The 19,628-nt window shown below is 63.3% G+C and carries 17 protein-coding genes and 1 pseudogene; 4 read left to right on the forward strand and 14 right to left on the reverse strand.

Annotation, left to right across the window (positions count from 1 at the left end; genetic code table 11):
* Position 1 precedes the first annotated feature (1 nt).
* Complete coding sequence (locus tag ATB98_RS04360; RefSeq protein ID WP_066869583.1) at positions 2 to 1,153, forward strand: helix-turn-helix domain-containing protein; 1,152 nt, start codon at positions 2 to 4, stop codon at positions 1,151 to 1,153.
* A 31-nt stretch (positions 1,154 to 1,184) separates the two neighbouring features.
* Here the strand turns inward: ATB98_RS04360 and ATB98_RS04365 are convergent, their stop codons facing one another.
* The 6 genes from ATB98_RS04365 to ATB98_RS04390 form a co-directional block, all read right to left on the reverse strand.
* Positions 1,185 to 1,523 carry a slr1659 superfamily regulator gene (locus ATB98_RS04365; protein WP_066869586.1) on the reverse strand — a complete coding sequence of 113 codons (339 nt, stop codon included), beginning with the start codon at positions 1,521 to 1,523 and terminating at the stop codon, positions 1,185 to 1,187.
* Between the two features lie 15 nt (positions 1,524 to 1,538).
* The gene (locus ATB98_RS04370) at positions 1,539 to 2,096 is read right to left on the reverse strand and encodes a slr1658 superfamily regulator (RefSeq protein ID WP_066869590.1); all 558 of its coding nucleotides are present in this window, start codon (positions 2,094 to 2,096) and stop codon (positions 1,539 to 1,541) included.
* Between the two features lies 1 nt (position 2,097).
* Positions 2,098 to 4,458: a SpoIIE family protein phosphatase gene (locus tag ATB98_RS04375; RefSeq protein ID WP_066869593.1), complete on the reverse strand. Its 2,361-nt coding sequence runs from the start codon at positions 4,456 to 4,458 to the stop codon at positions 2,098 to 2,100.
* Positions 4,455 to 5,633 (reverse strand): class I SAM-dependent methyltransferase, encoded by a 1,179-nt coding sequence (locus tag ATB98_RS04380; protein WP_066869597.1) that lies wholly within the window; start codon positions 5,631 to 5,633, stop codon positions 4,455 to 4,457. The genes ATB98_RS04375 and ATB98_RS04380 overlap by 4 nt, the downstream gene beginning before the upstream one ends.
* A complete protein-coding gene (locus ATB98_RS04385) occupies positions 5,630 to 6,148 on the reverse strand; it encodes a ubiquinone biosynthesis methyltransferase UbiE (RefSeq protein WP_066869600.1) in 519 nt (172 codons plus the stop codon). Before ATB98_RS04385 ends, ATB98_RS04380 begins: the two co-directional genes overlap by 4 nt.
* A gap of 82 nt (positions 6,149 to 6,230) precedes the next feature.
* The gene (locus ATB98_RS04390) at positions 6,231 to 7,943 is read right to left on the reverse strand and encodes a putative bifunctional diguanylate cyclase/phosphodiesterase (RefSeq protein ID WP_066869602.1); all 1,713 of its coding nucleotides are present in this window, start codon (positions 7,941 to 7,943) and stop codon (positions 6,231 to 6,233) included.
* Between the two features lie 446 nt (positions 7,944 to 8,389).
* On the opposite strand from ATB98_RS04390, the gene ATB98_RS04395 reads away from it, so the two are divergent.
* The 3 genes from ATB98_RS04395 (at position 8,390) to ATB98_RS04405 (ending at position 12,393) form a co-directional block, all read left to right on the forward strand.
* Positions 8,390 to 9,622 (forward strand): HlyD family secretion protein, encoded by a 1,233-nt coding sequence (locus ATB98_RS04395; RefSeq protein WP_066869605.1) that lies wholly within the window; start codon positions 8,390 to 8,392, stop codon positions 9,620 to 9,622.
* On the forward strand, positions 9,604 to 11,598 hold the full coding sequence (locus ATB98_RS04400; RefSeq protein WP_066869608.1) for a glycosyltransferase: 1,995 nt from the start codon (positions 9,604 to 9,606) through the stop codon (positions 11,596 to 11,598). Before ATB98_RS04395 ends, ATB98_RS04400 begins: the two co-directional genes overlap by 19 nt.
* 582 nt (positions 11,599 to 12,180) lie before the next feature.
* Complete coding sequence (locus tag ATB98_RS04405; RefSeq protein ID WP_066869611.1) at positions 12,181 to 12,393, forward strand: hypothetical protein; 213 nt, start codon at positions 12,181 to 12,183, stop codon at positions 12,391 to 12,393.
* Positions 12,394 to 12,793: 400 nt separating this feature from the next.
* On the opposite strand, the gene ATB98_RS04410 is transcribed toward ATB98_RS04405, so the two are convergent.
* The 8 genes and pseudogenes from ATB98_RS04410 to ATB98_RS28720 form a co-directional block, all read right to left on the reverse strand.
* Positions 12,794 to 13,036, reverse strand: coding sequence for a hypothetical protein (locus ATB98_RS04410; protein ID WP_066869613.1), 243 nt, complete (start codon positions 13,034 to 13,036; stop codon positions 12,794 to 12,796).
* Entirely contained in the window at positions 13,036 to 14,244 is a 1,209-nt protein-coding gene (uxuA, locus tag ATB98_RS04415; RefSeq protein WP_066869616.1) for a mannonate dehydratase, read from the reverse strand. Before uxuA ends, ATB98_RS04410 begins: the two co-directional genes overlap by 1 nt.
* Positions 14,245 to 14,317: 73 nt before the next feature.
* Complete coding sequence (locus tag ATB98_RS04420; protein WP_066869618.1) at positions 14,318 to 15,361, reverse strand: L-idonate 5-dehydrogenase; 1,044 nt, start codon at positions 15,359 to 15,361, stop codon at positions 14,318 to 14,320.
* 14 nt (positions 15,362 to 15,375) lie between these two features.
* On the reverse strand, positions 15,376 to 16,782 hold the full coding sequence (locus ATB98_RS04425; RefSeq protein WP_066869620.1) for a TRAP transporter large permease: 1,407 nt from the start codon (positions 16,780 to 16,782) through the stop codon (positions 15,376 to 15,378).
* Between the two features lie 5 nt (positions 16,783 to 16,787).
* The gene (locus tag ATB98_RS04430; protein WP_066869632.1) at positions 16,788 to 17,360 is read right to left on the reverse strand and encodes a TRAP transporter small permease; all 573 of its coding nucleotides are present in this window, start codon (positions 17,358 to 17,360) and stop codon (positions 16,788 to 16,790) included.
* Between the two features lie 66 nt (positions 17,361 to 17,426).
* Positions 17,427 to 18,395 (reverse strand): sialic acid TRAP transporter substrate-binding protein SiaP, encoded by a 969-nt coding sequence (locus ATB98_RS04435; protein ID WP_066869623.1) that lies wholly within the window; start codon positions 18,393 to 18,395, stop codon positions 17,427 to 17,429.
* A gap of 39 nt (positions 18,396 to 18,434) precedes the next feature.
* Positions 18,435 to 19,181, reverse strand: coding sequence for a FadR/GntR family transcriptional regulator (locus tag ATB98_RS04440; RefSeq protein WP_066869626.1), 747 nt, complete (start codon positions 19,179 to 19,181; stop codon positions 18,435 to 18,437).
* A gap of 302 nt (positions 19,182 to 19,483) precedes the next feature.
* Positions 19,484 to 19,628: pseudogene (locus tag ATB98_RS28720) on the reverse strand (DUF4996 domain-containing protein); the annotation flags it as partial.

A 19,628-nucleotide genomic window follows, 5' to 3' on the forward strand; every position in this document is an offset into this window, starting at 1 on the left:
CATGACGAGAGAAGCCGAATCGGAAGACGACTCCAACGAAGGTCCGAGCGGGTCGGACCATATGGAGCGGCGCCGTTGGCCGCGTGAACCGCCCGTCCGGCGCCAGCGCCAGGTCGGCGTTCCTGCGCTCGTGCCCTCCCGGTTCTCGACGCTCGAAGTGCCGCCGGCGGATCAGTTCCAATACTTTCGCGCCCATATGGCGCCCCTCGTGGAGGTCCGCCTGCCGGACGGGGTCTCTAAGAACGACGGCTTTCCCGCAGAGCAGATCGGATGGCATCTCGGCGATCTGCTCGTCGTTCAGCAGCGCGCGCCCGCCCACAGCTACATCCGCTCGCGTGCGATGCTGCGCTCCAGCCCGATCGATCACTGGAATGTCGGGCTTTTTCACAGCGGCCGGTCGTGGACCGAGGTCGACCGCCGCGTGACGGAGATAGGGCCCGGCGATCTCTTTCTTCGGTCGCTCGGTTACCCCTATCGCGGGCGGACGACGGAGGCCTCGGCCGTCCTTCTCTTCATGCCCTTTGAACTGCTCGCGGACGATGCCGGCCTGCTCGAGGCTGCCAACAATGCGGTGTTTTCCGGCAGCCTGGCCGATTTGCTCGTCAACTACATCGGCGGCATGGAACAGGCGCTCGGAAACCTCACGGCCGAGGAGGTGCTGCGGATCGTGCGCACCATCCGCGACATGGTCGTCGCATGCGCCGCATCGTCGGTCAGGCCGGACGCGGGGAGCGCCCCCACGAATATGGGAATAATGGAGCGGGCGCACCGCTACATTCATCTCAACCTTCATTCGGAGCAGCTGACGCCCGACGCCATCTGCCGCGCGCTCGGCATCTCCCGCACGCGCCTCTACCAATTGTTCGAGCCGAGCGGCGGCGTCTCGAACTATATTCGCCGCCGTCGGCTTCTACAGGCCTATGCGGACTTGAGCGACCCGACCAACAACCGGCCGATCGGGGAGATTGCGGAAGCCGCCGGCTTCGATCTCGCCGCCAACTTCACGCGGGCCTTCAGCAATGAATTCGGCGCGACGCCGCGCGAGATCCGCAAGTCCGCCGCGGCGACAGAACGCCTGGTCGCACCGGTTGCCCCGTCGGAGCAGCGCCGCGGGGCGACGATCGGCGATTGGCTGAAGCCGGTCCGGGGCTGAGGCGCGCTGTCGTCAGCTCAGCCTGAGGGCGTCAGCTCAGCCTGAGATCGACGCCCGGGTGCAGTTTCTTGAGATTCGGCAGAGACTTCGACTGCCAGGGAAACTGCGAGCTTCCGCGGACGGTGAACTGGATATTCGGCCGGTTGCGCGCTTCGATCGTGAGCTTTGCGAGCAGGTTGATTCCGGACGAATTGAGAAACTGGAGGCCCGTCAGGTCTATGGTCATGCGATCGGGGTCCGACTCGATGACGCTCATCACCAGGGAAAAGATCGGCGCATAGGCGTCGGTGCTGGGCAGGCGCATGGTCCCATCGAAGTAGATGTCCTTGCCTTCCGCCCAAACACGGTATTCGTCTGCCTTGATTTCCATGTCCTGTGCTGCCCATCAATTCGAGAGATCGGGGACGCTGATAGAGGCGTAGGTCTCCAGCGGGATCGTGCTGTCCTGTCCGCCGGATCCGAAGACCCAGGCGAAGCGGGCCCCATAATCGCTCATGAGGGTGAGAAGTCCAAGCCCCGACCCCGACCCCGCGCCCGTCGCATTGGCTTCGATCCGTCTTATCAGCAGATCCCCCGGATCGCCGACGGTTATTTCCGACAGTAGGCGCTGGAACCGCTCTGCCGTATCCTCATCGACGAAGTTGGAGACCTTTGCGCGGAAGGCGCTGGCCACGATCGACGCTTCCACCACGATTTCGCCGGGGGCGCGGAACTTCACGGCATTCTCAATGAGCTCATTGGTCAGATAGCCGACATTGTGCCGCACCTCCTTGTACAGGCTGCGGGAGGCTCTGTAGCGCAGCGCCACGAACTCGGCGACGAAGTCCGAGGTCAGCGCGCAATGCTTCCATCCGAGGTCGAGCGGGCCGTCGTAAAGACGAAGCCTCGTGACGCTTTCGCCCGTTCCGATTGCGAGGTCCTCCAGTCCGTATAGGGTCGTCATCTCACCTGTGCCTCATAACCACCAGCGTGATATCGTCGTGGATCTTCTGCGTGCCGATATGCGCCATCAGATCGTCGATGATTCCGGTTTTAACGTCCTCGGCGCTGCCGCCGTAGCGGCGACGCGCGCTTTCGCAGAGCCTCTCGATGCCGAAGAGTTCGCCGCTCCGGTTCTCCGCCTCGGTCACGCCGTCAGTGTGAAGAACGATCATGTCGCCGCGGCCGAAGGAGATCTCGCGAGTCGCCACGAAAGACGAGATGTCCGGCTCCAATCCGATCGGCAGGCCGAGGTCGAGCGTGTCGATCCGCTCCACCTGTCCGAGATCCCTCACGACGATCAGTTCCTCGTGCTGGCCGGAGAGCGTCAAGCGCGCGCCGTCATAGTCGAGGAAAGCGAGCGACAGATGCTTGTCGGTGCTGGTCCTGACGAGGTTCTTGTAGATGGCACGGTTCAGCCGATTGAGGAATTGGGGTGGGTCCATCTCGCCCGCTTCCTGCAAGGCGCGCGCGACCGACTGGACCATCAGCATCAGCACCCCACTCTCGAGCCCGTGCCCGGTCACATCGCCTATCCCGATCTTCAGCCGCGTGCCGTTCTTCAGGACGTCGTAATAGTCGCCGCCGACCTCGTCTGCCGGCCGCATATAAGCGGCGATCTCGAGATCGGGGATCTCCTCGAGCTCGCCGGCCTTGGGCAGGACCATCATCTGGATCTGCCGGGCTACCGCCAGTTCGGCGCCGAGACGCAAGTTCTCGCTACGCAGCTGCTGATTCAGGGCCGAGATCTGCAGGTTCGCATCCTCGATCTCCTTGGTCCGATCCTCAACGAGCTGCTCGAGATTTTCCGTATGATAGCTGATCTGCTCCGCCATGCGATTGAAGGCAGCCCCCGCCGCGCCGACCTCGTCGCGGCTCGGGATATCGACGCGGACGGAGTAATCCATGGCCTGGATGCGCTTGGCGGCATTGGCGAGCGCGCTGATGCCGCCGGTTATCCGCTTCGATATTGCGAAGACCGCCATGATGACGAAGCACAGGGAAACGAGCAGCGCCAGGATCTGGTAGATCAGGATCCTGTTTGTCGCCTGCGAGATGCCGGCTTGGGCGGCAAACAGTGATGCATAGATTTCGCGTTCCGGCACGACGATGCCGAGCATCATGGTTTCGCGCCGAACCGGGCCGGACACCCATAGATTCGTCGGCTTTAATTGTTTCATGACGACCAGATACGGCACCTTCTCGCCCTGCTCGTCGAGGTGAATGTGGCGCAACAGCCCGTCCTCGCCCAATGGGAGCTGCGCTATCTCCGGCTGCACGCTTCGGCGCAGCGAGCGGTCGAGGCCGGTCACGCCCTCACCCCCTGCGGCACTGGAAGACACAAGGCCGATGACCTTTTCTCCGACAGGGTTGATGGCGACCACGTTTCCGTCCGACATGGTCAGGAAGCCGAAGCCGGTGCTGGCAACCCTGACGTTCTCGACGATCTCGGCCAACTGGTCGAGCGTGATATCGGTTCCGGCAGCACCCGCCACGCGGCTGCGGTCGCGCGACCACAGCGGCTGGAAGAAGCTCACGATGAGCTTTCCGGTGATCGCATCCGTATAGGGCGCCGTCTGGGTGACATCGTTGCTTACGGGCCGTGACGCGGGATCGCGCGCCCATTCTTCCCAGGATTCATAAAGTCCGGGGAAGAAGAAAGACCAGAACTCGGCCTGGTTATGGCCCGGATAGAGCCGGTCGAAGGTCTGCGCCTGATCCGTATAGGGTGCCGTCCTGAAGATCGGCCGCTCCTTCGGGCCGATATAGTACATCTGCAGCTTCGACTGGCCGTTTGCGAGCAGGCTCGGGGCGACGAGGTCGAGGACGGCGCTGTTCTCGATGTCCGTCTGGACCTCGGGAAGCGGAACGTGATTGGAATCGAGCAGGTATCCCCAGACGCTGACGACCGACAAGGGGCCGGGGAGGTTCTGCGCCCAACCGCCTTTCTCGTTGTAGGTGACGGTCACCGTTCCCGGCGCGCCGCGCGACATCGCCTCGCCGATTTGTGATTCTCGCAGCGGTCGGTCGATCTGCGCCTGGAGGACACCTGCCAGAGTGCCGACGTCGGAGTGGACCTGGTCGAGAAGCAGATTGACGCGCGCCGCGGTCGTTTCGACATAGGACTGGATATAGTCCTGGCTCGCCTCTTCGAGGCCACGGCCGACCTCGGCGGCGGCATCGCGGGAAAGCCTCTGCACGTTCCAAAGCGCAAGCCCGCCGGTGACGAGCAGATCGAAGAGCACTGCGCTGCCGACGACGAGAACGAATTTGGCGCGGAACGAGCGCAAGCCTAGACGGGCGGTCTTGTCGCCGAACACGCTCATAGCGGCTTGCGTCCCGACGCGGCCCAGATCGGCCAGCCCGCGTAGCCTTTGGGATGGAGGGCGGCGAAGATATGGTCCCGGAAGCCCTGGCGGAAGCGTTCGATGAACTCCGGCGGGTCGCCGCGTTTGACAGCCATCTCGCCGGCATAGACGTTTTCCCAGGCGGTGATGACATCGGCAAAATCCTGCGGGTCGCCGTCGAGATTGGTGACCATGAAGGACTCGACGAGAATGTCATCAAAGCCGGCATCCGCAAGGTAGCGCCGGCTCTTGGGCCCGAGTTCGACATCCATCTCGAAGTGGCTGAACAGCTTCGCGACCTCGTTATAGGTCCACTGGATGCTCTTTGAGCGCGGCTCGCCCAGGCAGTGCGAATTCTTCTCATTGGTGATGTAGACCCGCCCGCCGGGCTTGCAGATCCGGTAAAGCTCCTTCAGCAATACGTCCGGCTGGTTGAAGATCTGCAGCGAGTGGCGGCAGGTCACGAAGTCGAACTGGTTGTCCTCGAGCAGCATCTCGGACGCGTCGCCGTAGGTGTATTCGATATCGGCGATACCGAAGCCTGCCGCCACGTCGCGCGCATAGGCGAGGCTTGCCCGCGAATGGTCGAGGGCGACGATCCGCCCCGGCTGGAACTCCTTGCGCACGAGCAGGGCAAAATCGCCGATGCCGCAGCAGATGTCGGCCATCGCCATTCCCGGGCGCATGCCGTGGCGGGGAAGGATCGTGCGTTCGTGGCGCCAGGTCATCTTGGTCTGGGTGCGCAGTATCGGGATGAAGCTGGTGTTTTCGACGAAGCTCTGGCCGGGATAGAACTTGGAGTCGTAGACCTCGACGGTGACCTGCGGTTCGATCCTGTTCAGATGCCCGAACATGCGTTCCGTCCAGCCGACGACGCTCGACGTCACGACCACGAAGCGTAGGTCAGACCTCACCCGGCAGGCATCGAGGAGGACGCGCGCAAAGGCGTGGAAGGCCGTATTGTTCATCTGCACCAGGCGCTTCACGTTGATGTAGAGAACGCCGCGCACATTGTCGATCGCCTCCCTGAGCATCGACAGGCTCGTGGCGATCTCGTCGGCGGAATGCGGACGGATCACGCCAGCGAGCGAGAACTCCTGGCTGTTGGGGTCGAAGTCCGCTTGGAACTGTGCTGCAAGGTTCGACGTGCTCAACTGACGATTCCTTCAAGAGGCAAGTCCACGACGAGCGTTATCGACGGCGGATCGCTTTCCTCCAGGCGAATGTCCGCATCGAAATTGATCGCCAGCTCCAAAAGAACGACGTCCCTGCTCGGCGCGAGATCGGTCGAAATGGCATCGAGATAGCGCGCATAGGCATTGCCCCTTCGGGTCTTCGACACGGCCTCGCGATAGAACTGCCTCTGCCCCGGCGGGCAGGGAAAGGTGAGCTTCACCCGTTCCTTCGCGCCTTGCCGATAGACGGCACAGCCGATCTGGCCGTCGGGCGAACCGCCGCGGAACGACACCTCCAGGAGCTCGTTCAAGGCGGATGAAAAGAAGTTCGAATGCCGGACCGGATCCGTCCGATTGTGGCTGATCATCCTCGCCATGAAACTCGAGACCTGATCGCAATGTTGCCAGTCCGAAAGAAAGGCTCCCATCTCCATCTCGAATTGGAGCAGGGGCTCGAAAGCAGCTTCCACTGGCTCCTTTTCGGCTAGATTCATGCCGTATCCTCCTCCTTATTTGACGATGCCCAAAGGATCCCCGCCCCTTCAAGGCGCATCACGCTCACAGGTAGATGCGCGCTCAACTGTTGGCCTTGTGCATGTTGCCATCCCATATACGCTGCAGCCTCGCCGGGGCCTTGCGGAGAAACTCGCCGATCGCTTCCGCCGGCATCGGAAAACCGAGAAAGTACCCCTGCAGCCGGTCGCAACCCTCCCGTTGGAGCCAGGCCGCCTGCTCTGCCGTTTCCACTCCCTCGGCGGTCACATGCATGCCGAGACCATGGGCGAGCGCGATGATCGTGCGCACGATCGTCTGGCTCTTCTCGTCCCGCTCGACGTCCTTGATGAAGTACTGGTCGATCTTGATCGTGTCGAAGGGAAAATTCTTCAGGTAGCTCAGCGAGGAGTAAAAAGTGCCGAAATCATCTAGCGAAATCTGAACACCCAGGACATTCAGGGTGTTGAGCGTATCGAGATTGTTGATCGTCCGCTCCAGAAGCACCGACTCGGTGATCTCGAGCTCGAGCCGGTCGGCACGGAAGCCGACGAGGTCGAGCGTCTGGGCCACGCGATCGGTGAGACCTTCGTGCAGGAATTCCGCGGGGGAGAGGTTGACGGCGGCGGTGAAATGGGAGGGCCAGGTCAGGGCGGCGCGGCAGACCTGCTCCAGGAGCCACTGCCCGATCTCGCTCATCAGGCCGTCGGCTTCCGCCATGGGAATGAAGACATTCGGCGGAATGACGCCGATCTGCGGGTGGCGCCATCGCAACAGCGCCTCGAAACCGACGACCGAGGCGGACGGCTTCACGAGCGGCTGGTATTCGATGAAGAACTGGCCCTCCTGAAGGGCGGTGCGCAGGCTGCGGCGCAGGACTTCCCGCTGTTCGAGCACGATCAGCATCGAGCGCGTGAAGGTCCTTGACCGGCTGCGGCCATCCTTCTTTGCGGCATAGAGCGCAATGTCCGCCGCCTTCATCAGCTGCTCGACTTCGTTCCCATCCGCCGGGGCGACGGCAATTCCGACGCTGGCGCCGACGAAAACGTTTATGCCGTCAACCGTGAACGGCTCCTTGAAGGCGTTGATCAGCGCATCGGCGAGACGCTCGGCCTCCCTTGGCTGATCGGCCCTCCACTGGATCACCGCGAATTCGTCGCCGGCCAGCCGATAAGCGAATTCCCGCTCCCGCAGCACGCTCCTGATCCGCTCCGCCGCCATCTTCAGAACATCGTCGCCGACGCCGTGGCCCAAAGTGTCGTTGATCGACTTGAAATCGTCGAGGTCGATCTGCATGAGGGCCAGCCGGGCGCCGTTCGGCGCCGGCAATGCGGCATGCAACTGATCGCTGAACTGCCGCCGGTTCGGCAGTCCCGTCAGGGCGTCATGGGTCGCCTGGTGAAGCAGGAGCGCGCGATCGCTCTCGCTCTGGCTCGATGTCTCGCGGTGGGTGGCGCTGCGTTCCGCCTCCATCACCCCAAGTCCGCGGTCGCTGCGGAAGAGGACCAGGGTGCGGCGATTGCCCGTCGTCGCGTCCGCGATCTCGACGGTTCGCGGCAGCCCGCTCGCGAGGACGAATTCGACCGCGGATTTCGCGCCGGGGGCCAGTAGCTCGGGATAGATGTGCCACAGCGTCGTCTCCACCAGCGAGTCGACGGCATATACCTTTCTGTGCCTTTCCGTGCATCGGGTGAGCTGGAACCCCTCGTCATAAAGGGAGACAAGCTCGTCCGCCCGGGTGAAAAACTCGGTCTCCACGGAAGATGAAGCAGGCAGTCTGGTATCGCCGTTCCGCATCCGCGCCTTCCCTTTCCCCGCTTCGTGCCCCCCCCAACGCATCACCCTGCTAGTCGGGAAAAGCCCCCTTGACGTTGATGCACCTCAAAGACTTAGGTCTCGATTGAAAATTATCGCACAACGTGTCGCGGTCAATGCCGCACGACCAGCAAGTTAGTGATTTCTGAATTCTCCTTGCATGCGCAGGATCCCGTCGAGGCGAGATTGCGGCGCTCGGAACCGGTATTTTCATTTTCTCACCACCAAAGCACGTAAAATTGAGGGTTGTTCAACGCGAGATACCGATGAATGCTTGTCATGGGAGCGCGCCGAATCGAGTGCACGGGATGCAGCATCGCACAGATCCGATTGCGTCGGCAGTGGATCGCCCGGTCTGCGTTCAAGCTGTCAAGGCAGTGTACACGGGGCAGTGCGTACGGGGGCAGTGAGTACGGGGCGGCTGGGATATGATCCTGAACCATCGAGTCACGCGCGTCGCGGTCGGCATCCTTCTCTTGATTGTTGCCGTCATCGTCCTCTTGCCGGGCCTGACCGGGTTCACCAGCCTCGACGGGACCGTCAATGCGCGGTTTGCGATCATAAATGCGCCGATCGACGGCGAAGTCGGCCAGGCGCCGCCCCGCATCGGGACCCCGGTTGCCGAAGGCGAGACGCTGCTGACCATTCGTAACGACCGCGTCAATCGCGCGATTCTCGCCTCCTTGCGCGCCGAGCACCAGACCGCGGTCGACCGCGTCGCGGCTTTGGAGCAGGAGCGCGACGCGCTTGCCGCGCTCCGCGATGACCTTGGCGAGCGGCTCGACGTCTTCAGGAGCGCGACGATCGCCAGCCTGGAACGGGAGCTTGAGATCCTCAAGAAGCGGGTCGAGGTCGCGCGGGCCCAGGACGTCGTCGCGAAGGTCGATCTCGACCGGCGGCAGGAGCTGGAATCGAAGGGCATCTTCACCCGCAAGATGGTGGAGTCGGCGCAAGCCGCCGGCGCAGCGACAGGCGGCGAGGTCGAGATCAACAATCTGACGGTCGAGCTGCTGCAGCATCGGCTGGACGCGGTGCGCCAAGGCATATTCGTCGTCGGCGACGGCCAGAACGACGTGCCTTATTCCCGCCAGCGCCAGGATGAGGTCATGGTCCGCATCGGCGACCTCAACACGCGGATCGCCGAAAACAAGACGCGCGCGGCCGAGGTCCGGGAGCAGCTGATCGAGGAGGAAAAGCGCGTTCGCAGCCTCGAACTTGCAACGGTCCCGTCTCCCTTCGGCGGCGTCGTGTGGACCCGCAATGTCGTCAACGGTTCCAACGTCGTTCTCAACAACGAGCTGCTGCGGATTCTCGACTGCCGCCAGCTCTTCGTCGATATCCTCGTTCCCGAGGTCGATTATGACGACATCTATCCCGGGCGGACGGCGGAGGTGCGGCTATTCGGCCGCGCCGAAGTCTTCGAAGGGCGGGTGCAAGCGGTGAAAGGCAGCTCCGCCGTCGTCGAGAAGGATTCGCTTGCCGCCAACGAGCCGGAAACCGACGAACGCAATGCCAGGATCCGCGTCGCGCTGCAGCCCTCGGCCCTCAACACCGACTTTGCCAATTTCTGCCAGGTGGGACGAACCGCGCAGGTGCGCTTCTCGAAGCGCACTCTGCGCCTCACGCAGTGGATAGAAAGCCTGTGGTTCAGTCTCTTCTAGCGCTGGCACCGACCTTCGTGGTCATCGCGTTCTTCCTGCTCGGCCCGTCCAACTGGCCGCGGCACAAGACCTGGACGCGGGCGCTTACCTGCAGCTTCGTCGGCGCCGTCGCGCTTCGCTACATCTGGTGGCGGCTGACCGAGACCGTCCTGCCCTACCCCGCCGACGGCGCCAACTTCTACTGGGTCTGGATCGTGTTCATCGTCGAGCTGCTCGCCTTTGCCGAGGTCTCGCTGTTCCTCATCCTGATGAGCCGCTACGTCGACCGCAGTGCCGAGGCGGACCGGCTCGGGCGCGCCTTCTTCGCGCGCGACCAGAGCGGGCTGCCCACCGTCGACGTCTTCATTCCGACCTATAACGAGCCGCTCGACGTGCTGGAGCGAACGATCGTCGGGGCACTGGCGCTCGACTACCCGAAGGACAAGTTAAACATCTACGTGCTCGATGACGGCCGCCGCCAATGGCTCAAGACCTTCTGCGAAACCCGGGGCGTCGTCCATGTGACGCGGCGCGACAATGCCCATGCCAAGGCCGGCAACATGAACAACGGCCTCGAGGTCAGTTCCGGCGACTTCGTCGCGATCTTCGACGCGGACTTCGTCCCCTACCAACACTTCCTGCGCCGGACGCTGCCCTTCTTCTCCGACGAGACCATAGGCATCGTCCAGACGCCCCAGCACTTCTTCAATGTCGATCCGGTGCAGTCCAATCTCGGGCTGGAAAACATCTGGCCGGACGAGCAGCGGCTGTTCTTCGACGAGATCGCCCCGAGCCGCGACGTCTGGGATGTCAGCTTCTGCTGCGGCTCCTGCTCGATCGCCAGGCGCAAGGCGATCGACGCGATCGGCGGCTTCCCGACGGAATCGATCACGGAAGACCTCCTGAGCACGCTTGCGATGCTGAACAAGGGCTATAAGACCCGCTACCTGAACGAGCGGCTGTCGATGGGGCTCGCCGCGGAGAACCTGACCGGCTATTTCGTTCAGCGCGAACGCTGGTGCCAGGGCGGGATTCAGACGCTTTATCTGCACAACGGGCCGCTGCGCGGGCCGGGATTGAACCTGTTCCAGCGCGTGATGTTCCTGCCGATGTCCTGGCTGGTCCAGTACCTGGTCCGCTTCATGGTCATTCTCGTTCCGATCGTCTATCTCTGGTTCGGTGCGCTGCCGCTCTATTTTACCGATGTCGGCGACTACGTTTCCAACCAGGTGCCGCTGCTCACGGCCTATTTCCTGTTGATGCTGTGGATCACGCCGACCAGATACCTGCCGCTGGTCTCGAGCGCCGTCGGCACCTTCGCGACCTTCCGCATGTTGCCGACGGTAGTGTCCAGCCTAGTGCGCCCCTTCGGCAAGCCGTTCAAGGTCACGCCCAAGGGCAGCGCCAACGAGGCCAGCGTCTTCGATGGCTATACCTTCACCTGGATCGCCAGCCTCATCGTCATCACCGCCGCCGGCCTCGTGATCAACATCGTTCCCGAAACGTCGCGCGTGCACGGCTCCTTTTCGACCGTTGCAGCACTCTGGGCCGGCATCAACATCGTCATCCTGCTCATCGCCTCGCTGATCTGTTTCGAAAAGCCGCGGCGCCTCTTCCAGGCCTTCAAGGTCGACGAAGCCGTCGATGTCGACGGAACGACGGGACGGCTGGTCAGCCTGTCGCTTGACAAGGCGGTCGTCGCCGTTTCGACCCGCACCCGCTTCCAATCCACGCGCGTGAGGCTGAGCATCAACGGCTTCGAGCCGATGCGCTCGGAACTCAGGCAGGTGACGCAGCGGCGCGGCGACATCAGCCGTGCCGGCGACAAGCAACTCTACTATCTGCATCTCCATTTCGATCTGCATGGCGCCGAACGGGACAAAATGATCGTCAAGCTTTATACAGGCCGCTATTCGCAGGACATTCCGGACATCGACAAGGTGGCCGTTTCCGTCAACCTGCTGCTGCGCGCATTTGGACGCACGCGCACGGCATAGCCGCTGCGGCAGGTCATTGGCACCCCACCGGCCCGCAGCATGAGATCGTCAAAAAAGTCGATGCGGTTTCGGAACGTTCTCGCAAGGGGATGGTAACGGACCTTTGATGTTCGGGTAAGAACTAGCTCGAAAGAGCATGTATTCCAATTCCTCCATTCGCTGTAAATTGCTGATATAAAAAGAGAGAATTGCCCCGGAGAGCCTGGAGGGCGACCCCGTCGAAGGCGCCGGATGCAGTCGCCGGTCACCCGGACCTTAGTCCGGTATGGCGCGGGCAAAGGTCTTACGGCGGTTGCTGCACGGCTCTTTCGCTACATATGCCTTTGATGTGTGTCCACAAGGCAAACGGCAACCCCCGGCCACCACTGTGGGCATGGGTCCCAGGGCCGCCTCGATAGTCCCTTCCGGGCAGCTCTGGGGCTCCATCCGCCAACTAGAGGGGGATGCGCTCACATGCGTTCGCGCCACCGCTCTATCTGCTTGTTTTCGCCGCATTTTGTGCGACGTCAGGTGATTCCACCTGACTGCAATATGCTCTAGGTGGACAGTTCTGTCCGGATCGCGTTGCGAGAGGATGTCGTGATGTACAACAGAAACCGTTATGGGCAACCGGAGCGAAAGGCGTCGGCAGGCGCGCCATTGGCCATTGCACTCCTCGCGATGCTGGCGATCGCAGCTTATCTGCTGGTCGGAGGCGCACTGCTGGACAACAGGGGCCGCGACGTCGCGGTATACCTCCCGCCGGCCGCCAATGTGAACTCCGCTGTGCAGGCTGAAACGGCGCAACGCCCGTGACCTCCCGCTGTCGTGACGGGCGGCAGCCTACCATGGCCGCTTTCGCGAGCGACGGCGCGCGGACCGGCCATTGGCCTGCTCCGGTTGACGTCGGTCAACGCCGGGCTGAGGCCGGACGGTCGACGGCCTCACAACGACCGTCTGCCGACATATTGGACTATGGCGCCCTCCCTTTGGGACCGGAGCAATGGCGAACTAAGCTTGAAATGTGTTCAGGGCGCGAAATTCCTCCTGCCCGGCGCGCAGGCCGGCAGCCTCGAGAAAAACAAATTGGAACTCGCCTGCAGTGGTGCTCGTTCAACTCGCTGAAAGGAGTGGACCATGAACCAACTGATTTACCTCGTGGGTCTCGTAGTGGTCGTGATAGCAATCTTGTCGTTCTTTGGCCTGAGCTGAGGCCCTAACCGGCGAAGTTCGCCAGGCCAGAATGGGCCACATCTACCTGAATATCGTGCGCGTCGGCGCGCCGAAAGGCAGCCCAGAGACGCCCGAAATGAGGTATTTGAGACAGTTTCACAAACCGCGTGACGACGACCTTGATCGTGCTCGTACCAAGGGGTTCGGCCACCGACCTTGTGACCTGCTCCCGCCCATGCTGCGGATCCAGGAATGTCGCGCCGCCGAAAGGCAATCGCTGGTTCATCACGATCGCGATGAAGGGATTGTCATGACCGCATGCGAAAGGGCGCGTTCGATGCCGCGCAGTTCCGCGAGCCCCTTCAGGCGGCCAATGGCCGGGTAGCCGGGCTGGGCACCGCGCGCAAGGTCGTCGAGGATTTCCTGGCCGTGGTCGGGCCGCATCGGGATCTGGTGGTCCGCGCGCCCGGCAGCTCGGCGCCGTTTTTCCTCCTCGAGCAGTTCGGCGATCACCGCCACCATGTCGGTGTCGCCCTCCAGATGCTCGTCCTCGTAAAACGAGCATGGCGTCCTGTCCTCCTCGCGGCGGACATTGCGAAGATGGACGAAGTGGATGCGCGGGGCGAACTGGCGGACCATCGCCGGGAGATCGTTCTGCGCGCGGGCGCCGAGCGAGCCGGTGCAGAAGGTGACGCCGTTCGCAGGGCTATCGACCTCGCGCAGCATGAAGGCATAATCCTCCGCCGTGGACAGGATGCGCGGCAGGCCGAGCAGCGCCCACGGCGGATCGTCCGGGTGGGCGCAGATGTTGATGCCGACCCGTTCGGCGACCGGCGTCACTTCGGTGAGGAAATCGACGAGGTGGCGCCTGAGCTTTTCGCGGTCGATGCCGGCATAGGTCTTAAGGTGGTCGCGGAGCTGCGGCAGGCTGTAGCCGTCCGCCGATCCCGGAAGCCCGGCGCCGACGTTCCGCGACAGCGCAACCCGCCGTTCCTCGGTCATCTCGCCGAAGCGCCGCTCGGCCTTCGCGCGTGTCTCCGCGTCATAATCTTCAAGCGCGCCCGGCCGCTCCAGAAGATGGATGTCGAACGCCGCGAAATCGATCCGGTCGAAGCGCATCGCCTTGGCGCCGTGGCGAGCCGTCCAGCGCAGGTCGGTGCGCGTCCAGTCGAGCACCGGCATGAAATTGTAGCAGACCGTGCGGATGCCGGCGGCGGAAAGACGCCGCAGCGTCTCCTGCCAGTTGGCGATATGCTCGCGCCAGGGGCCCGTCTGCGTCTTGACGCTCTCCGAGACCGGAACGCTTTCGACAACCTCCCATTCCAGGCCACCTGCCCGGACTTCCTGTTGCCGCTTCTCGATCTCGGCGGCCGGCCAGACGTCACCGGTCGGAACGTGGTGGAGCGCGCTGACGATCCCGTGCGCGCCGGCCTGCGCCGCATCATGCACGCTCGCTTTATCCACCGGTCCGAACCAACGCCATGTATGTCGCATTTCAACTCCTCTCGAGCGGGATAAGCGTGACGCGGTTTTCCGCCCGCATCCCGCGTTCGACCTATTAAACCGATCACGACAGAAATGTCAGTTGCACCTTGCAGGCCGCGGAGCGGTCGCCCGCCTGCTCGAAGGCCTGCACCGCCTCCTCGATCGGAAACCTGTGGGAAATGATCGGCCGGACGTCGATCCGGCGGCTGCCGATGAGCTCGACGGCGAGGGCGAACTCGCGATCGAAGCGCTGCGATCCGACGAGCCGCAGTTCCTTGCCGACGAGCGCATTGAGCGGAAGGGTGATATCGCCCGTCACCCCGACCTGCACGATCTGGCCGCGCGGCCTCACCGTCGCGATCGCGCTGCGCAGCGCCGGTTCGGCCGCCGAGCACTCGAAGGCGACGTCGAAGCGGCCCTTGTCGGCTTCATACGGAGCAAGGCCCGCCGGATCGCGGCGGATGTTGACGACCCGCGCAGCGCCCATTGCGATCGCCCGCTCGAGCGCCGCGTCGGCGAGATCGGTGACCACGATCTCGGCCGCGCCGGCGTGGCGGGCGGCGGCGACGACGAGCGCGCCGATCGGCCCCGCGCCGGTGACGAGCACCCGCCTGCCGGTCAGGTCGCCCGCTTCGGCGACCGCATGGAGGCAGACCGCCAGCGGCTCGGCGCAGGCCGCCTCCCCCGCGCCGACGAGCGTGCCCGCCGGAAAACATTGGCCAGCTGGAACCACCAGCCAGTCGCGGAACATGCCTTGCGTGTGGGGGACGCGCATGGCGCTGCCCATGAACCGCATGTTCAGGCAATGAATGGACAGCCCCTCGCCGCAAAAGCGGCAGGAGCCGCAGGGCTGGCTCGGATTGACCGCCACCAGTTCGCCGACCGCAAGGCCTGGGACATTGGCGCCCAGCGCCGCGACATGGCCCGACGCCTCGTGACCGGGGATGAGCGGCTCGCGCACCCGGATCGGACCGAAGCCGCCGTCCTGGTAGTAGTGAAGATCGGAACCGCAGATGCCGCCGGCGGCCATCTTCAACAGGACCTCGCCTTCGCCGGGTTCCGCGACATCCTGAGCTTCGAGCCTCAGATCACGCTGGCCGTGAAGCCTCGCGAGACGTGCACGCATCAAGGTTCCTCCACTTAGCGGATCAGCCCGACCGTGGCCGGCAGCCACAGGGTGATCGCCGGAACGAAGGTGATGAGGATGAGCGCTATGAAGAGCGGCAGGAGCCAGGGCAGGATCGCCATGGTGGTCTTCTCGACCGAGAGCTTGGCCACGCGCGACAGCACAAAGAGCACCATGCCGAGCGGCGGATGCAAAAGGCCGATCATCAGGTTGAGGGTCATGATCAGGCCGAAGTGGACCGGATCGATGCCGAACTCGGCCGACAGCGGCAGGAGGATCGGCACCAGAATGGTGATCGCGGCGATCGTGTCGAGGAAGCAGCCGACGAACAGCATCAACAGGTTCACCAGGATGAGGAACACCCATTTGTTTTCGGTGATCGTCAGGATCGCGCCGGAAAGCATCTGGGCGGCCTGGCTGACGGTCAGGAGCCACGCGAAGATCGAGGCGGCCGTGACGATGAAAAGCACCGAAGCGGTCGTCTCGATCGTGTCGAAGGTGGCGCGCGTCAGCGTCGACAGGGTCATCGTCCGGTAACGCACGAGGCCCAGGAACAGCGACCATAAGACCGCGGCGACGGCCGCCTCGGTCGGCGTGAACCAGCCCATCGTCATGCCGCCGATCAGGATCACCGGGGTCATCAGCGCCATCACGGCGGAAAAGTCGAAATACCAGTCGAGGGCCAGCAGCACGAGGAGGGCGATGCCGGCGGCGGCGTTGATCGAGAGGCCTGCCGCCATCAGCAAATAGGCCACGACCGGGACTGAGAGTACGACGACGACCTCGAGCGAGGCCGACATGAGGCGCTTCATCTCGAACGGCGTGTCCGATCCCCAGCCGCGCTTGTAGGCGAAGATCGCGACCGTCAGCATCATCAGCACGGTCATCACCACGCCCGGCACGATGCCGGCCATGAACAGCGCACCGATCGAGACGTTCGCCATCATGCCGTAGATGACGAAGGGCAGCGACGGCGGAAAGATCGGCCCGAGCGTCGCCGAAGCGGCGGTGACGCCGACGGCGGCCTCGACCGGATAGCCATGATCCTTCATCGCCTTGATCTCGATCGTGCCGATGCCGGCGGCATCGGCGAGCGCCGTGCCCGACATGCCGGAGAAGATCACCGAGCCGATGATGTTGACCTGCGCCAGCCCGCCCTTCATCCAGCCGACGAGAGCGACGGCGAAGGAATAGATGCGGCCGGTGACGCCGGCGGAGTTCATCAGGTTGCCGGCGAGAATGAAGAACGGCACCGCCAGGAGCGGGAAGCTCTCGACCCCGGCGATCATGCGTTGCGCCGCGATGATGTCGGGCGCGACATTGTAGAACACGAGATAGAGGACCGACGCGACGGCCATCGAGATGGCGACCGGCAAGCCGACCAGCATGAGCAGAAGAAACGAACCGACGAGCAGCAGCATGGGACTCAGCCCTCAACCTTCTGGAATTCCTCCGGCTTTTCGAGAACCGAATAGCCGCGGCGCTGATTGGCGATGAAGACCTGGATCGAGCGGACGAGCATCAGCACGAAACCGGCCATGACGCTGTAGAAGACGATGCTGCGCGGCAGATCGACGGTCACCATGCGCTCATCCGCGACGATTGCCACATAGCGCCACATGAGCCAGCAGGCATAGGCGAAGAAGCCGATCCGCACGAGATCGACGAAGATCGCCAGGACCCGCGCCACCGGCCGCGGCAGATAGTGATAGAGCACGTCGACCTGGATGTGCCGGGAAACCCGCACGCACATGACCGAGCCCAGGAACACCACGCCGATCAGGCAGTTGGTGGCGATCTCCTCGGTCCAGGCATAGGAATTGTTGAGCACGTAGCGCGTGAAGAACTGCAGGAACACGCAGGCCGTCATCACCCAGAACATGGCGAGCGTCGCCCAATCCTCGATGGCATAGTTCGAAATGTCGGCGGCTGGCGGGGCTTCGTCGAAGGAATGGGCGATTTCCTCCGGCGTCACTTGCAAATGGATTTCCTGAGACATGGCGATCATCCGGCGAATGGTGGGCGGAATGCCGGCCGCTCGGCAGAGCGGCCGGCAAGCGTGCGATCACTTGATGGCGCGGACGGCTTCCCAGTCTTCCTTGTTGTAGCCGAAGTCTTCGAGCTTCGTCTTCTCCATCACGTTCGCTTCGAAATCGGCCTTGTCGACTTCGGCAACGTCGATGCCCTGCGCCTTGAAGCTCTCGACGAGCTTCTTCTCGCGTTCCTCGATGATCTTGGTCGCGCGCTCGGCCGCCTCCTGCATCACGTCGGTGAAGATTTTCTTGTCGGCATCCGAAAGCTGCGACCACAAGTTTTTCGAAACGACCGTGTTGAGGTGGTCGACGATGTGGCCGGTCAGGACGATGTGTTTCTGCACCTCGAAGAACTTCTTCGCCTCGATCGTCGTTAGCGGGTTTTCCTGCGCCTCGACCGTGCCGTTCTGGAGCGCGAGATAGACCTCCGCAAAGGCGATCGGCGTCGTATTGGCGCCGCAGGCCCGCGGCATGGCGAGATAGGCAGGGACGTCGGGCACGCGCATCTTCAGGCCCTGCATGTCGGCGCACTTGGCGATCGGCCGGTTCGACGTGGTCTGGCGGGTGCCGTAATAGGTGACGGCGGCGATATGATTGCCCGAGGCTTCCTCGTATCCGGCGGCGAGCCGCTTGAAGACATCGCTCTTGGTGTAGGCGATAAGATGGGCGGGGTCGCGGAAGATATAGGGAAAATAGGTGACGCCGATCGGCGCATATTCGCGGGCGGCGAAGCTCGAGCCGGAAATGATGATATCGACCGTGCCGAGTTTCAGGCCCTGGTTGATGTCCGCCTCCTTGCCGAGCTGCGAGGCCGGGAAGACGTCGATCTTGTAGCGCCCCTCGGTGCGCTTGCCGATTTCCTCGGCGGCCCAGACGGATTCGGTATGGAACGGTTCCGAGGTCTCGTAGACATGCGCCCATTTGAGCACCGTCTGAGCCTCGGCGGCGAGCGCCGAAGCGAGAATGGTCGCAGTCGCCCCCAAGAGCGTCAAGAATTTCATGCTCTTCTCCTCCGAAAATAAAGTGATTGAATTAAAGCGCTAATTTCCTCCAGCGCGCCTCCCGGCGGCCGCGGGTATCGCGCTGTCGGACGGCTCCTCCCCGAAGCTCGCCGACAGGCGAATCTGAGATTGGTCGAGATGGGCGCGCATCGCGGCGCGTGCGGCGGCGGGGTCGCCTGCGGCGATCGCGTCACGGATCACGCGATGCTCCTCCATGGCGGCGCGCCAGGTGTCGGTGTTTTCGAAATAGCTCGCCAGCTTTTCGAAATAGGGCGTCATGCGCATGTCGTGGATGCTGCCGACGAAGCGGTTCAGCGTCTGGTTGGCGATGATGCTCGATACGATGACGTGGAACTCGCGATCGAGCGCGAGCGCGAGGCGCCGATCCTCGAGTGCGGCAGCCATCCGCGCCAGATTGTCATCGAGGACGGCGATGTGCTCGGGGCGCGCCAGGCGGGCGGCCTCCTCGGCGATGGCGCATTCGACCACGGCGCGCGCCCTGAGCAACTCGAACGGACCTTCGAAGTCCTCCGGCGGCATCTCGGACGACGAGAGCTTCGGCGCCGTGACATAGATGCCCGAGCCCATGCGGATATCGATGAAGCCCTCGACCTCGAGCACGATCAGAGCCTCGCGGATGGTGGGTCGGGAGACGCCGAACATCTGCGCCAGCTCCCGCTCGGCCGGCAGCCGCGAACCAGGCGCCAGTTCGCCCCGTTCGATCAGCCCCCGCATCTGGTCCGCGACCTGACGGTACAGACGACGCGACTCCACGGCAGAAAACATCACGCTCCTCGTCTTTTCGGCCAGGTGGCCAAGTGGTCATACCAGTTCGGTCGAGAATACCCGCTGCTGCCGTGAAGTCAACCCACTGGCCAAAGCAATGCTAGTTGGCCGGCAGCACGATGTCGCGAAAGACCCGGAAGGGCCGGCGCCTCAAAGCCGCGTCCGCCTCCATGCATCGCGCGCGTCCGCCGGATTCATGTCCATCAGTTCGGCGAAGCGCGAGGCCGAATGTCCCTCTGGCCAGACTCGAACAGCTCCGTGATGCGCCGCGGAACGTCGCCTGGCGCCTGGCGCCGTAATTCTCAGTTCATCAGATCGTAGGGGATGCGGTAGCCATTCTCTTCCAGCCAGCTGATCAGGGCCTTTGGCTCGTCGGTCTGGATGATGGTGGCGCCGCGGTCGATCCAGAAGCCCCAGCTTTCCTGCGGTCGGCCGTCGAGGACGGCA

Origin of the sequence: Sinorhizobium saheli, from assembly GCF_001651875.1 — a bacterium.
In the GTDB taxonomy this organism is placed as follows: domain Bacteria; phylum Pseudomonadota; class Alphaproteobacteria; order Rhizobiales; family Rhizobiaceae; genus Sinorhizobium; species Sinorhizobium saheli.

Bases quoted from the DNA above. Each gene is read 5' to 3' on its own strand.
- ATB98_RS04435 (WP_066869623.1), bottom strand. From the start codon at position 18,395: ATGAAATTCTTGACGCTCTTGGGGGCGACTGCGACCATTCTCGCTTCG.
- ATB98_RS04410 (WP_066869613.1), bottom strand. From the start codon at position 13,036: ATGAACCAGCGATTGCCTTTCGGCGGCGCGACATTCCTGGATCCGCAG.
- ATB98_RS04420 (WP_066869618.1), bottom strand. From the start codon at position 15,361: ATGCGTGCACGTCTCGCGAGGCTTCACGGCCAGCGTGATCTGAGGCTC.
- ATB98_RS04385 (WP_066869600.1), bottom strand. From the start codon at position 6,148: ATGAATCTAGCCGAAAAGGAGCCAGTGGAAGCTGCTTTCGAGCCCCTG.
- ATB98_RS04430 (WP_066869632.1), bottom strand. From the start codon at position 17,360: ATGTCTCAGGAAATCCATTTGCAAGTGACGCCGGAGGAAATCGCCCAT.
- ATB98_RS04370 (WP_066869590.1), bottom strand. From the start codon at position 2,096: ATGACGACCCTATACGGACTGGAGGACCTCGCAATCGGAACGGGCGAA.
- ATB98_RS04360 (WP_066869583.1), top strand. From the start codon at position 2: ATGACGAGAGAAGCCGAATCGGAAGACGACTCCAACGAAGGTCCGAGC.
- ATB98_RS04405 (WP_066869611.1), top strand. From the start codon at position 12,181: ATGTACAACAGAAACCGTTATGGGCAACCGGAGCGAAAGGCGTCGGCA.
- ATB98_RS04440 (WP_066869626.1), bottom strand. From the start codon at position 19,181: ATGTTTTCTGCCGTGGAGTCGCGTCGTCTGTACCGTCAGGTCGCGGAC.
- uxuA (WP_066869616.1), bottom strand. From the start codon at position 14,244: ATGCGACATACATGGCGTTGGTTCGGACCGGTGGATAAAGCGAGCGTG.
- ATB98_RS04365 (WP_066869586.1), bottom strand. From the start codon at position 1,523: ATGGAAATCAAGGCAGACGAATACCGTGTTTGGGCGGAAGGCAAGGAC.
- ATB98_RS04425 (WP_066869620.1), bottom strand. From the start codon at position 16,782: ATGCTGCTGCTCGTCGGTTCGTTTCTTCTGCTCATGCTGGTCGGCTTG.
- ATB98_RS04390 (WP_066869602.1), bottom strand. From the start codon at position 7,943: ATGCGGAACGGCGATACCAGACTGCCTGCTTCATCTTCCGTGGAGACC.
- ATB98_RS04375 (WP_066869593.1), bottom strand. From the start codon at position 4,458: ATGAGCGTGTTCGGCGACAAGACCGCCCGTCTAGGCTTGCGCTCGTTC.
- ATB98_RS04395 (WP_066869605.1), top strand. From the start codon at position 8,390: ATGATCCTGAACCATCGAGTCACGCGCGTCGCGGTCGGCATCCTTCTC.